This is a genomic window from Paenibacillus sp. FSL K6-1566 (assembly GCF_038050475.1).
Taxonomy (GTDB): domain Bacteria; phylum Bacillota; class Bacilli; order Paenibacillales; family Paenibacillaceae; genus Paenibacillus_AQ; species Paenibacillus_AQ lactis.
Genome location: NZ_JBBOSR010000001.1, coordinates 5831511 through 5844729, shown reverse-complemented (window position 1 = coordinate 5844729; position 13219 = coordinate 5831511). Strand labels below are relative to the sequence as shown.

Sequence of the window (13219 nt, the reverse complement as noted above, 5' to 3'; positions counted from 1 at the left end):
TGCCGGCCAAGCGGACGGCAGGGGCTAAGACAGGAGTTTGGCGCATGAAGAACAGCTTTGGCGCCGTCATCGTGGCGGCGGGCAAGGGAACGCGAATGGGAACCAGGGAGAGCAAGCAGTATCTGGCTCTGGGCGGCAAGCCGATCATCATCCATACGCTTTCGGTGTTCAACCGGCTGCCGTGGCTGCAAGAGCTGGTGCTCGTCACCGGGGCGGAGGATGTTCCCCGCTGCAAATCCTGGGTGGAGGAATACGGGCTGGACAAGGTGACGGCAGTCATCCCGGGAGGCAGCGAAAGACAGCATTCCGTCTTTCAAGGCATGAAGCAGCTCTCCTCCGAATGGGTCATGATACATGACGGGGTCAGACCGTTTATTACCCCCGAGGAGATTGAAGCTTGCCGCGATGCGGCGATGGAGGTCGGCGCTTCCGTGCTGGGAGTGCCTGTGAAGGATACGATCAAGCAGGTGAACGGCCAGGGGCTGATAACAGGCACCCCGGACCGTCAAAGTCTGTGGGCCGCTGCGACCCCACAGACTTTTCGTCTTTCCGAGCTGCTTCCGGTGCATGAGAAGGCCGCAAGCGAAGGGTTTACCGGAACGGATGACGCGATGCTGATGGAATGGGCAGGCTATCCGGTGAAGGTGGTCGAGGGGAAATACAGCAACATCAAGATCACCACGCCGGAAGACCTGGAATACGCCGCATTTTTACAGAAACGTAAGGGAGAGAGTGTAGAATGATTCGTGTTGGACATGGATTTGATGTGCATCAGCTTGTGGAGGGCAGGCCTTGCATCATTGGCGGAGTTACGATTCCTTATGAAAAAGGGCTGCTCGGGCACTCGGACGCCGACGTGCTGCTGCATGCGATTGCGGATTCGATTCTCGGAGCGCTGGGGCTTGGCGATATCGGGCGCCATTTCCCGGATACCGACCCCGCATTTAAAGATGCGGACAGCCTCAAGCTGCTTGAACAGGTGTGGGTCATGGCTGCCGAGAAAGGGTATAAATTAGGGAACGTCGATGCTACGATCATCGCCCAGAAGCCGAAGATGGCTCCTTATATTCCGCAGATGGTAGAAGTAATCGCGAAGGCGCTGGATGCCGAGGTTGAGCAAGTCAACGTCAAGGCAACCACGACCGAGCAGCTCGGCTTCACCGGCCGCGGGGAAGGCATCGCGGCGCAATCGGTTGTCTGCCTTGTGAAAGGTATGCTATCATCTTGAAGGATGTTTGCAGGAATCATTGAAGAATTAGAAGCGGAGGGGTTGCAAATGACCGGAGAAGTCCGCGTGCGCTATGCACCGAGTCCGACGGGACATTTACATATCGGCAATGCCAGAACGGCATTATTCAATTATTTGTTCGCCCGCAAGAACAACGGGAAATTCATTATCCGGATCGAAGATACGGATGTGAAGCGCAATGTGGAAGGCGGAGAGCAAAGCCAGCTTAAATACCTGAAATGGCTTGGCATGGATTGGGACGAGAGCGTGGATGTCGGGGGCGAATACGGCCCGTACCGTCAAACCGAGCGCCTCGATATTTATAAGCAGTACTGGCAGGATCTTCTGGATCGCGGGCTTGCTTACCGCTGCTACTGCACGGAAGCGGAACTTGAGCAGGAGCGGGAGGAGCAAATGGCCCGCGGGGAGACGCCGCGCTATTCCGGTAAGCACCGGAACCTGACCGAAGAGGAGCGTCTTGCCCTGGAAGCGGAAGGACGCGTGCCGAGCATCCGTTTCCGCGTACCGGATGATCGCGTATACACCTTTGACGATATGGTGAAGGGAACGATCTCGTTTAACAGCAAAGAGACCGGCGACTTCGTCATCGTCAAGAAGGACGGAATTCCGACCTACAATTTCGCCGTGGCTGTAGATGACCATCTGATGAAGATCAGCCACGTGCTGCGCGGAGAGGACCATATCTCCAACACGCCGCGCCAGCTGATGATCTATGAAGCCTTCGGCTGGGAGCCGCCTCGCTTCGGCCATATGACGCTCATCGTCGGCGAGGATCACAAGAAGCTGAGCAAGCGGAATGAATCGATCATCCAGTTCATTGAGCAGTACGATCAGCTCGGTTATTTGCCGGAGGCGATGTTCAACTTTATTTCGCTGCTCGGCTGGTCGCCGGAAGGGGAAGAGGAGATTTTCTCCAAGGAGCAGCTGATCTCGATCTTTGACGAGAACCGGCTGTCCAAGAGCCCGGCCGTCTTCGATGCGAATAAGCTGGCTCACATCAACAACACCTACATCAAGAGCGCCGATCCGGACCGGGTGGCAGCGCTGGCGATCCCGCACTTGCAGAAGGCGAGCCGCCTGCCTGCGGAGCTGACCCCCGAGCAGGAAGCCTGGGCGCGTGCGCTGGTTTCGCTCTATCAAGAACAGATGACGGCCGCTTCGGATATCGTCGATCTGTCGGAGGTCTTCTTCCGCACGCATCTCGAGCTGGATGCGGAAGGCGTTGAGGTCATGAGCGGCGAGCAAGTGCCTGCCGTACTGTCCGCGTTCCTTAACAAAATCGAGCAATCGGACGAGTTCTCCGCAGAGAAAATTGCCGCACTCATTAAGGAAGTCCAGAAGGAGACCGGCTTCAAGGGCAAACAGCTTTTCATGCCGATCCGGGTCGCATTGACCGGGCAGACGCACGGCCGGGACCTGAACCAGACGATTTGGCTGCTCGGCAGAGACCGGGTGCTGGACCGCCTGCGTTCGCAGATCAAGGGCGCGTAAGAATAGGCTTTTCCAGGCAGATAATCCTTCTTGTCAGTTCCGTGTTTCATCAGTTATAATTACACTCAACTATAAGTGGAATATTCTTTGATAAAGGTTCAGATATTAACTCCTTAAGAAGAAGTAGCGCAGTGGACGGAATTGAGCTGTAGAAGCAACGCGTTCGCCTTTGTTTTCGGATTTCACCCTTGAGAAAGTTATTAGTAAGAAATCCGAAAACAACAGCGATCGAAAGCACAATCCGTCAACGGAGCGTCCTTTGGAGGAGGGTGGCTTCACCTATATCAACAAATAAACGTATAATAGCTTGGATCAGGAGAAGTACGCATCAAACAGGCACGCTCCAGAGAGGACAATCGGCAGATCAAGCTGCCGGCTGAGAGTTGTCCCGTTAGCCTGCAGCGGAAATGCACCTGTGAGCTGCATGGTTGAAGCGAACACCATCGTTAGATCATGCCGGTCGTCTGCCGTTAATGACTTGAAGAGGAATTGGCTTATGATCAATGCCCTGTTAAGGGAGGATCAGAAGGCCGATTCTAAGCAGAGTGGAACCGCGGTCGAACGCCTCTGCAGCGATAAGCTGCAGAGGCGTTTTTGTTATAGGGAATAACGATGAGGGACAGATGCATAACGCGATTGGAACAGGGAAAGAGGGAGCGTTCATGTTCAAACAGATGAAATCGGATATTCGGACAGTGTTTGAGAATGACCCGGCTGCCCGGGGGCTTTTTGAAGTGGTATTCACCTACTCGGGGCTTCATGCATTATGGGCCCATCGGGTTGCCCATGCCTTATTCAAGCGGCGCTGGTACACGCTGGCCCGGATCATATCCCAGATCAGCCGGTTTATGACCGGGATCGAGATCCACCCCGGCGCCCGGATCGGGCAAAGGCTGTTTATCGACCATGGCATGGGGGTTGTCATTGGCGAGACCTGTGAAATCGGGGACGATGTCGTCATTTACCAAGGGGTAACGCTCGGCGGTACCGGCAAGGAGAAGGGCAAGCGCCATCCGACGATCGGCAACAACGTTGTCATCGGCTCCGGCGCGAAAGTGCTAGGTTCCTTTGCGATTGGGGATAACTGTAATATCGGCTCCAACGCGGTGGTGCTGCGGCCGGTTCCGCCGAACAGCACCGTGGTCGGCAATCCCGGCAAAGTGGTGAAGCAGAACGGGGAGCGGGTTCGCGACCGTCTGGATCATACAAACCTGCCGGACCCGATCGTCGATACCCTTCGCTCGATGCAGAAAGAGATCGACCAGCTGCGTGCGGAGCTGGAGGAGACGAGACGGGAGCTGAAGAAGTCCGCGCCGGAGGTTATGCTGTCTTCGATTAATAAGGAATAACAAGCGATTGCGAGCGAAAGCATTGAACCGTTTATCAATATCGACGAATTCGATTCCGTTGCGGACGCTGCAAGGAGCGCTCTCCCCGAAAATCGGGGGCTTCTCGCACGCCGGACGCAATCTAGATGAAAGGAATGAGGGGATACAACATGGCGCTGCAAATCTATAACACATTGACCCGTATGAAAGAAACATTCGTTGCCCAGGAGGCAGGCAAGGTTAAGATTTATGTGTGCGGTCCTACCGTGTACGATTACATTCATATCGGAAATGCGCGTCCGATGATCTTTTTCGACGTCGTTCGCGCGTACTTCGAGCAGCAGGGCAATGACGTCAATTATGTCGTGAACTTTACGGATGTCGATGACAAAATGATCCGTAAAGCCGAACAGACCGGGACCACCGTTCCGGAGGTCGCGGATAAGTTTATCAAGGCTTACTATGAGGACCTCGACGGCCTCGGCATCCCGCGGGCGACTCTGAATCCGCGGGTAACGGACAACATGGACAACATCATTGAATTTATTCAGGACCTGGTCGATCGCGGCTTCGCTTATGAGAACGGAGGCGATGTTTTCTTCCGCACCCGCAAATTCGACGGATACGGGAAGCTGTCCCAGCAAAATCTCGATGAGCTGCAGTTCGGCATCCGGATCGAGGTGGATAAGCGCAAGGAAAATCCGGAGGATTTCGTGCTGTGGAAGGCTGCAAAGCCCGGCGAAATATACTGGAGCAGCCCGTGGGGTGACGGCCGTCCGGGATGGCATATCGAGTGCTCGGCCATGGCGCGCCGCTATCTAGGGGATACGCTCGATATCCACGGCGGCGGCCAGGATCTGCAGTTCCCGCACCATGAGTGCGAGGTGGCGCAGTCCGAGGCGCTGACAGGGAAGCCGCTAGCGAACTACTGGATGCATAACGGATACATTCGCATCAACAACGAGAAGATGTCGAAGTCGCTCGGAAACGGCGTATTGGTCAAGGATTTGCGCGAACAATATACGAAGGAAGCGGTACGCTACTTTATGCTGTCCACCCATTACCGCAATCCGCTCAACTTCAGCGAAGAGGTTATGAATCAGGCGCAGAACAGCGTGGAGCGTCTTGCCAATGCCGCCGCAAACGTCAAGCACCGGTTAAGCGCGGCAGTCGGCTCGCCGGATGCTGAAGCCGGCGAGGAGATCCGGAATAAAATGTCGGCGGTTCTTGCCGAATTTCATCAGAAAATGCAGGATGATTTCAATACGCCCGATGCGATAACGGCGATGTTCCAGTGGGCGAGCGAAGCGAACCAGCTGCTGCAGGAGCCTTCGATTCCGGCGGCGGATCTGCGGGAGGTGCTTGATGCCTTTAACGAGATGAACGGCGTGCTGCGGATCGTGAACACGGGCGAGGACGAAATGCTGGATGAGGAGATTGAACGCCTGATTGCCGAGCGTGTGGAGGCCAGAAAGAACAAAAACTGGGGAAGAGCGGACGAGATTCGCGACTTGCTGGCGGCCAAAGGCATCGTGCTGGAGGATACTGCGCAGGGCATGCGCTGGAAGCGCAAATGAGCGGGCCGGACTTTCAGGAGCCGGCCTTCGGCTGGTTCGACTTTCCGCCGTCGAAGCCGGCAAGGCTCATTCCGCCGATAGTGCTGGCCTATATCGGGGATGCGATATATGAGGTCGCCGTGCGGCAGTATTTGATATCCCGGCCGAATCTTCGGCCGAATCACCTGCACCGGACGGCGACGGGACTTGTCTCGGCGAAGGCCCAGAGCCGGATTCTGGCGTACCTGGAGCCGCTCCTCACGGAAGAGGAGCAGGACATCGTTCGCCAGGGGCGCAATGCCAAATCCGGCAGCGTTCCGAAAAATGCGGATGTGCTGGAATATCGCCATGCGACGGCCTTTGAAACCTTGGTAGGGTATTTATATTATACGGGGCGGCAGGACCGGATTCGCGAGCTTGTCGGCAAAAGCATCGAGTACGTGGAACATTCGAAATAAGAGACGGGCTTGGACAGGCTTAGTGTCAGTCAATACATCAATGCATCATGAGAAACGAATCGAGCAGCCGGCTGGCGGCAAATGCCGCTCGTCCAGGCTTATATGCAGGAGGGTACAACATGCAGGAAGAGGAAATTGTCGCAGGCAAGCATTCCGTCACGGAAGCGCTGAGGTCGGGACGAACAATCAATAAAATATGGATCGCTGAAAATGCCCAGAAGCATTTAACCCAGCCGATCATCGCGGAAGCGAAGAAGCTTGGCATCGTCATCTCGCATGTGGACAAGCGCAAGCTGGATCAGATGGCTCCGGGCATTCAGCATCAAGGGGTCGTGGCACAGGTCGCGCCGTATGCGTACGTCGAGGTGGACGATCTGCTGAAAGCAGCCGAAGATAAGGGGGAGCCGCCGTTTCTGCTGCTGCTGGACGAGATCGAGGATCCGCATAATCTGGGATCGATCCTTAGAACGGCGGACTGCACCGGCGCGCACGGCGTTATTTTGCCCAAGCGCAGATCGGCGCAGATTACGGCAACGGTATCCAAGACGTCGGCAGGCGCCGTGGAGTATGTGCCTGTCGCAAGAGTAACCAATCTCGGCCAGACGATCGACCAGCTGAAGGAGATGGGCGTTTGGGTCGTAGGCACCGTGGTTGATGCCGTGCAGGAGCTGTACGACACTGACGTGTTTGAGGGGCCGGTAGCGATCGTCATCGGAAACGAAAATAAAGGGATGGGGCGTCTGATCCGCGAAAAATGCGATGTACTGGTTAAGCTTCCGATGGCCGGAACGATCAATTCGCTGAATGCTTCGGTTGCCGCTGGTGTCGTAATGTACGAAGTGCTTCGCCGTCGTCGCCTTCAGGGTTAGCCGCGATGGCCGATTGGCGGGATGTGCTGCTGGTCGATGGCTATAACATGATCGGCGGCTGGCCGTTTCTTGCCAAGCTTGCAAGCAGCAGCATGGAGGAAGCACGGGATGTGCTGCTTGCGAAGCTGGCGGATTATCAGGCTTATTCGGGACTCCGGGTCATCGCGATTTTTGACGCGTACCGGGTGCCGGGATTGGGCAAATCCTATACGCAGGGCAAGGTTCAGGTATACTTCACGAAGGAGAAGGAAACCGCGGACGAATGCATCGAGCGCCTGGTCGGGGAATTCAGCCATCGCCGGCGCAAAATCTATGTAGCAACCAGTGATCTCATCGAACAGCATATCATCTTTGCCCGCGGCGCTCTCCGCTTATCCGCAAGGGAACTGCTGAACGAAGTCGAGCAGAGCGAACGCGAGGTGAAGCAGAAGATTGCCAAGGAGCAGACCAAAGGCCGAAATACCCTCGACGGCAAGCTTCCGCCCGATATAAAACAGATGTTCGAGCGTTGGCGGAGGGAGTAGTCCTGCAAGCGTATGCTATTGCAAATCTATGAGTAACCTACGAGAAACCATGAAAATCTTACATTTAATGTTAATATCACTCTATATTAGGTAGATCGTGGTTGACGGTCTAGTAGACATCATATATACTTGTCATATATTTCAAGCGAGTGACGGGCTACCGTGCGTTCCGGGCCGGAGGGATTCTATTGAGTGTGGACCTCAAGGAAGTCATGTTGTCAGGGTATGATGTGATAAGTGATGAAGACATTGTCGAGGCGGTCCGTGAAGGTGACAGCGGGGCGCTGGAGTATTTGATCAATAAGTACCGGAATTTTGTACGTGCTAAAGCCCGTTCTTATTTTTTGATAGGAGCCGACCGGGAGGATATCGTCCAGGAAGGCATGATCGGGCTGTACAAGGCAATACGTGATTTTAAAGGGGATAAGCTGTCCTCGTTCAAGGCCTTTGCCGAGCTCTGCATTACCAGGCAAATTATTACGGCGATCAAGACGGCCACGAGACAGAAGCATATTCCGCTCAATTCGTATGTCTCATTGGACAAGCCTATTTATGATGAGGATTCCGACCGTACGCTGCTGGACGTTATTTGCGGCACGGCGGTAAGCGATCCGGAAGAACTGATCATTAATCAAGAGGAGTTCGTCGGTCTGGAGGATAAGATGTCCGAGATTTTGAGCGATCTGGAGCGTAAGGTTCTGATGCTCTATCTGGACGGGCGTTCCTACCAGGAAATCGCGGTAGATTTAAGGCGTCATGTGAAATCGATTGATAATGCTCTCCAGCGTGTCAAGCGCAAGCTTGAACGGTATCTGGAGGTCAGGGATAACTAAAGGCTTGGCAGGCGGTTAAGGGAAGGCTCCAATCAGAGCCTTTTTTTCATTATCTGGACCATAGGGTGCGGTCTGTCGGCTTCCAAGCCTGAAGGATGGTTTTGTCGTTGATATGCTATATGTCCGTCCGGGCGGCATGCATCCCTTAAAAAGTGCCCCATCCGGTGTTTTATCAGCTGGAAGATTGAACATACTGGTATAGACGTAAACGGCTGTTATGTTGAGAACACGCTTCGGCGCAGCTTTGCTGTTCAAGGCAGGATGCCTGCAAGAACTTTACAACCGGTGCCTCGGTTTACTTGCTAATGGCATTTATTGCAGCCCGCGATCAGAGAGAAAAAGGCTTGAAATGGCTCTATCCATATGATAAAGTGTTTTAGGTAGGCCTAAATTCGCGTGTTTTATGAATGGATCGTTGTTACAAGTGCTTGGAACAGCGGTTTTATTCATCTCGCAGAAATAATCAGGCTTCCCCCTAGGAAGCAAGGTTGTTTCTACTAGGATCAATATCGGTTCTTCTGGTGAAGAAGGACGTCTTCGGGAGGTGCACATCATGCGGGTAATTATCACTTTGGCTTGTACAAGCTGCAAACAAAGAAACTACACAACCACCAAAAACAAGCGAAATCACCCCGACCGCATGGAGATGAAGAAATTTTGCAAGTTCTGTAACGAGCAAACTCCTCATCGCGAAACCAGATAGTTTTCATTTGGAGGTGTAGTCGGCGTGAAACGTGGTTTCAAGTCTCTGTTTTCCTTTTTCTCTGAAAGCTGGGCGGAACTTAAAAAGGTTCGCTGGCCCAATCGTAAAGAACTGACGAACTATACTCTAATCGTTCTAGGCACCATTGTGTTTGTCACGATTTATTTTTGGGTTATAGACATCGGCATTTCCGCTGTGATCGAAGCGATTATTTAGAAGGGTCCCAGGTGGCTTGATATGGAAAAAAGATGGTATGTAGTTCATACCTATTCCGGGTATGAGAATAAAGTCAAAGCCAATTTGGAAAAACGTGTCGAGTCCATGGGCATGGAGGACAAAATATTCCGCGTTCTTGTTCCGATGGAAGAAGAAGTGGTAAACAAGGATGGCAAGAAGAAAACGGTCATGCGGAAAGTTTACCCGGGATATGTCTTGGTCGAAATGATTCAAACTGATGATTCTTGGTATGTTGTACGCAACACACCAGGAGTGACCGGGTTTGTCGGTTCGACGGGATCCGGTTCTAAACCGACGCCTTTGCTTCCGGAAGAAGTGGAACAGATTCTGAAGCATATGGGCATGGAGGAACCGAAACCGAAGATCGAATTCGATATCAAAGAATCCGTTCGGATCAAGGTTGGTCCTTTTGCGAATTTTGTGGGCTCCGTGGAAGAGATTTTGGCTGATAAGAGCAAGTTGAAGGTTCACGTCAACATGTTTGGACGGGAAACCCCGCTTGAGCTGGATTACACTCAAGTGGAGAAGATATAGATTTCGTTCTTCGGGTTTCTTGTGGGAGGACGTTTAACTGCGTCCGCTACCACTATTGATGCAAGGAGGTGTCAACCATGGCTAAAAAGGTTATCAAAGTTGTTAAACTGCAAATTCCTGCAGGTAAAGCGAATCCAGCTCCTCCAGTAGGTCCTGCATTGGGTCAAGCGGGTGTCAACATCATGGCATTCTGTAAAGAATTCAACGCGCGTACCGCTGATCAAGCTGGTCTGATCATCCCGGTTGAAATTTCGGTATTCGAGGATCGTTCCTTTACGTTCATCACGAAAACTCCACCGGCTGCTGTTCTGCTTCGCGTGGCTGCTAAGATTGAAAAAGGATCCGGCGAGCCTAACAAGAAGAAAGTCGCTACCGTTAAGCGCGACGCTGTGCGTCAAATCGCTGAAACGAAAATGCCTGACCTGAACGCTGCATCTGTTGAAGCTGCAATGAAGATGGTAGAAGGTACTGCCCGCAGTATGGGTATCACAATCGAGGACTAATCGTTTCTCGAACGTTAAACCGGATGCGTGCATCCGGATCATGTGGGAGGAAATTCCGCTAACACCACAAAGGAGGAAAAAACATTCATGGCTAAACACGGTAAGAAATACGTTGAAGCTGCGAAGCTGATCGACAGCGAAGCAACTTATGAGCCTTTGGAAGCTGTAGAGCTTGTGAAGAAGGCTGCAACGGCTAAATTCGACGAAACTGTCGAAGTGGCTGTGCGTTTGGGTGTAGACCCTCGTAAACAAGACCAGGCTGTTCGCGGTGTTGTTGTACTGCCACACGGTACAGGTAAGACACAACGCGTTCTGGTATTTGCAAAAGGTGAAAAAGCGAAGGAAGCGGAAGCGGCTGGTGCAGATTTTGTTGGCGATCAGGACATGATCAACAAAATCCAACAAGGCTGGTTCGATTTCGATGTCTGCGTAGCTACACCTGATATGATGAGCGAAGTCGGTAAACTTGGCCGTCTGCTCGGTGGTAAAGGCCTGATGCCTAACCCTAAAGCCGGTACGGTTACATTCGAGGTTGCCAAGGCTGTTCAAGAAATCAAAGCTGGTAAAATCGAGTACCGTCTGGACAAAGCAGGTCAAATTCACGCTCCGATCGGTAAAGTGTCCTTCAGTGCAGAACAACTGAATGAGAACCTCAAAGCTCTCATCGATGCATTGAATCGTGCGAAGCCGGCTGCCGCTAAAGGTGTATACCTGAAAGGCATCGCTGTTTCCTCGACCATGGGACCTAGCGCTCGCGTGAGCACAGCTGTTTACAGATAATATTTTTCCATTGACTTTGGTCATGGACATTTGATATTATGTAACAGTTGTGAGTCTTAGAGACTGACCCCTAAAGTTGAATATGCTTACCGTAGACAGTAGGTGCCCTAAGCAGGCTTAATTTCCTACCGAGGTGTTATGATAGAACGTCAGCAGCTTGTCCGGACATTCCGGTCAAATGATGATTCATCAGGCCTTCGTGATTCTACGGAGGCTTTTTTAGTGCCCGTAGGAAGAGCGGGGGGCAAGTGATTTGCTCCTAGCGCTACTAATACAACCAGGAGGTGTAAACATTGGCAAACGCAAAAGTGATTCAAGCGAAACAAGAAGCGGTTGAGGTGATTGCAGCTAAATTGCGCGAGAGCGTGACGACTGTTGTTGCGGACTACCGTGGTTTGAACGTATCGCAAGTTACCGAACTGCGTAAGCAGCTTCGTGAGGCTGGCGTTGAGTTCCAAGTATTGAAGAACTCGTTGCTTCGCCGTGCGACTGCAGCTGCTGAGCTGTCCGAGCTTGACGAAGTATTGACTGGACCTACAGCTGTAGCGTTTGGTACCAATGACGCTGTCGCTCCAGCAAAAATCCTGAATGATTTTGCGAAGAAGAACGAAGCGTTGAAATTGAAAGGCGCAGTAGTAGAAGGCCGTGTGGTTGGAGAGAGCGAAATCAAGGCTCTGGCAGAACTTCCATCCCGCGAAGGTCTCCTCTCCATGCTCCTCAGCGTGCTTCAGGCTCCAGTGCGCAACTTCGCGCTTGCAGTTAAAGCCGTTGCTGAGAAGGAAGAGCAAAGCGCATAAGCTTGGGCTTGCCCGAGCGGTGTAACAACAACTATTAAATCTTAATTATAAATGGAGGTTCAACTTAAATGAGCAAAGAGCAAATCTTGGAAGCAATTAAAGGTATGTCTGTTCTGGAACTGAACGATCTTGTAAAAGCAATCGAAGAAGAATTCGGTGTAACTGCTGCAGCTCCAGTAGCTGTTGTAGGTGGCGCTGGTGCAGCTGAAGCTGCTGAGCAATCCGAATTCGACGTAATCCTGGCAAGCGCTGGCGCTTCCAAGATCAACGTAATCAAAGTGGTTCGCGAAATCACTGGTCTTGGCTTGAAAGAAGCAAAAGAACTGGTTGACAACGCTCCAAAACCATTGAAAGAAAAAGTATCCAAAGACGAAGCTGAAGCTGTTAAAGCTAAGTTGGAAGAAGCAGGCGCTTCCGTAGAAGTGAAGTAATTGCTTCCATAACCGAATCGTCAGCATGAGACAAACCCCTTGAATTTTGGTTCAAGGGGTTTGTTATTGTGGCGGGAAATCTTTTATACTGTTTCTAAAAAAGATAGGACATACTGGTTAATGAAGGGACAGTGCGCCTAGGCCAGTCATGATCTTATGGATCATAATGGAACGACGGTGCTACGATTTACAGGAGGGCAAGAATGCCGAATCAACATTATTACTCGAATCAGCCGGAAACCGCACATGACCGTAAAGAGCTGAAGGCCGAGCTCCGGGGACACTCGCTGAGCTTCATCAGCGATGCCGGGGTGTTCTCCAAGAGCGGCATTGATTATGGCAGCCGGGTGCTGATCGACGCGATGGAATTCGCGCCGGATGCTTCCGTGCTGGATGTGGGCTGCGGGTACGGCCCGATTGGACTGACGGCGGCCAGACTGGCCCCGCAAGGACATGTAACCATGATCGACATTAACAGCCGTGCCGTGGAGCTTGCCCGGGAAAATGCGAGGCATAACGGCATTGCCAATGTGACGATTCTGGAGAGCGATTTGTTTACGGCAGTCAAGGATCAAGCGTTCGACGTGGTGTTGACGAACCCGCCGATCCGTGCCGGGAAGGAAACGGTGCATACGATTTTTGCGGAAGCATGGAATCATTTGCGTCAGGGCGGCCAGCTGTGGGTTGTGATTCAGAAGAAGCAGGGGGCACCGTCCGCGAAGGCCAAGCTGGAAGCGTTGTTTGGGCAGGTGGAGGAAGTGACGAAGGATAAGGGATATCGGATATTCAAAGCAACCAAAGCCTGAACGAAGGATGACGAGATCCACCGAGGATGAAGGCCTTTGATTCCACGGGACTTGTCAGCAAGGTGAAACTTCTGGAGAAGATAGAGTCCTCTGAGAGGCTTAACGGATTTTCATACCGAA

Annotated in this window: 17 protein-coding genes and 1 other annotated feature; all 17 genes read left to right on the top strand. The window is 52.4% G+C overall.

Annotation, left to right across the window (positions count from 1 at the left end):
* Positions 1-44: 44 nt before the first annotated feature.
* The 17 genes from ispD to NST08_RS26320 all read left to right on the top strand — a co-directional run bounded on the left by ispD (position 45) and on the right by NST08_RS26320 (position 13099).
* Positions 45-743 (top strand): 2-C-methyl-D-erythritol 4-phosphate cytidylyltransferase, encoded by a 699-nt coding sequence (gene ispD, locus NST08_RS26400; RefSeq protein WP_144870422.1) that lies wholly within the window; start codon positions 45-47, stop codon positions 741-743.
* Positions 740-1228, top strand: a complete 489-nt coding sequence (gene ispF / locus NST08_RS26395) for a 2-C-methyl-D-erythritol 2,4-cyclodiphosphate synthase (RefSeq protein WP_340898822.1) — start codon at positions 740-742, stop codon at positions 1226-1228. The genes ispD and ispF overlap by 4 nt, the downstream gene beginning before the upstream one ends.
* A gap of 48 nt (positions 1229-1276) precedes the next feature.
* Positions 1277-2740, top strand: coding sequence for a glutamate--tRNA ligase (gene gltX, locus NST08_RS26390; protein WP_341342436.1), 1464 nt, complete (start codon positions 1277-1279; stop codon positions 2738-2740).
* A 662-nt stretch (positions 2741-3402) separates the two neighbouring features.
* Positions 3403-4089, top strand: a complete 687-nt coding sequence (cysE, locus tag NST08_RS26385; RefSeq protein WP_040740229.1) for a serine O-acetyltransferase — start codon at positions 3403-3405, stop codon at positions 4087-4089.
* A gap of 149 nt (positions 4090-4238) precedes the next feature.
* Positions 4239-5645, top strand: a complete 1407-nt coding sequence (gene cysS, locus NST08_RS26380) for a cysteine--tRNA ligase (RefSeq protein WP_007132586.1) — start codon at positions 4239-4241, stop codon at positions 5643-5645.
* Positions 5642-6082, top strand: coding sequence for a Mini-ribonuclease 3 (locus NST08_RS26375; protein ID WP_007132585.1), 441 nt, complete (start codon positions 5642-5644; stop codon positions 6080-6082). The genes cysS and NST08_RS26375 overlap by 4 nt, the downstream gene beginning before the upstream one ends.
* 119 nt (positions 6083-6201) lie before the next feature.
* The gene (gene rlmB / locus NST08_RS26370; protein WP_007132584.1) at positions 6202-6951 is read left to right on the top strand and encodes a 23S rRNA (guanosine(2251)-2'-O)-methyltransferase RlmB; all 750 of its coding nucleotides are present in this window, start codon (positions 6202-6204) and stop codon (positions 6949-6951) included.
* A 5-nt stretch (positions 6952-6956) separates the two neighbouring features.
* A complete protein-coding gene (locus tag NST08_RS26365) occupies positions 6957-7475 on the top strand; it encodes an NYN domain-containing protein (RefSeq protein ID WP_007132583.1) in 519 nt (172 codons plus the stop codon).
* 188 nt (positions 7476-7663) lie between these two features.
* Entirely contained in the window at positions 7664-8308 is a 645-nt protein-coding gene (sigH, locus tag NST08_RS26360) for an RNA polymerase sporulation sigma factor SigH (protein WP_006212942.1), read from the top strand.
* A gap of 553 nt (positions 8309-8861) precedes the next feature.
* Positions 8862-9011, top strand: a complete 150-nt coding sequence (rpmG, locus tag NST08_RS26355) for a 50S ribosomal protein L33 (RefSeq protein WP_006212941.1) — start codon at positions 8862-8864, stop codon at positions 9009-9011.
* A 24-nt stretch (positions 9012-9035) separates the two neighbouring features.
* Positions 9036-9227 (top strand): preprotein translocase subunit SecE, encoded by a 192-nt coding sequence (secE, locus tag NST08_RS26350; protein WP_007132582.1) that lies wholly within the window; start codon positions 9036-9038, stop codon positions 9225-9227.
* A gap of 21 nt (positions 9228-9248) precedes the next feature.
* Positions 9249-9782 (top strand): transcription termination/antitermination protein NusG, encoded by a 534-nt coding sequence (gene nusG, locus NST08_RS26345; protein ID WP_007132581.1) that lies wholly within the window; start codon positions 9249-9251, stop codon positions 9780-9782.
* A gap of 77 nt (positions 9783-9859) precedes the next feature.
* Positions 9860-10285, top strand: a complete 426-nt coding sequence (rplK, locus tag NST08_RS26340; RefSeq protein WP_007132580.1) for a 50S ribosomal protein L11 — start codon at positions 9860-9862, stop codon at positions 10283-10285.
* 87 nt (positions 10286-10372) lie between these two features.
* Positions 10373-11065 (top strand): 50S ribosomal protein L1, encoded by a 693-nt coding sequence (gene rplA, locus NST08_RS26335; protein WP_007132579.1) that lies wholly within the window; start codon positions 10373-10375, stop codon positions 11063-11065.
* Between the two features lie 71 nt (positions 11066-11136).
* Positions 11137-11295, top strand: a sequence feature (ribosomal protein L10 leader region).
* 63 nt (positions 11296-11358) lie between these two features.
* Positions 11359-11862 carry a 50S ribosomal protein L10 gene (gene rplJ, locus NST08_RS26330; RefSeq protein WP_007132578.1) on the top strand — a complete coding sequence of 168 codons (504 nt, stop codon included), beginning with the start codon at positions 11359-11361 and terminating at the stop codon, positions 11860-11862.
* A gap of 68 nt (positions 11863-11930) precedes the next feature.
* Entirely contained in the window at positions 11931-12293 is a 363-nt protein-coding gene (gene rplL / locus NST08_RS26325; protein ID WP_007132577.1) for a 50S ribosomal protein L7/L12, read from the top strand.
* A 203-nt stretch (positions 12294-12496) separates the two neighbouring features.
* Positions 12497-13099: a class I SAM-dependent methyltransferase gene (locus NST08_RS26320; RefSeq protein WP_007132576.1), complete on the top strand. Its 603-nt coding sequence runs from the start codon at positions 12497-12499 to the stop codon at positions 13097-13099.
* The last annotated feature ends 120 nt before the right edge of the window (positions 13100-13219 follow it).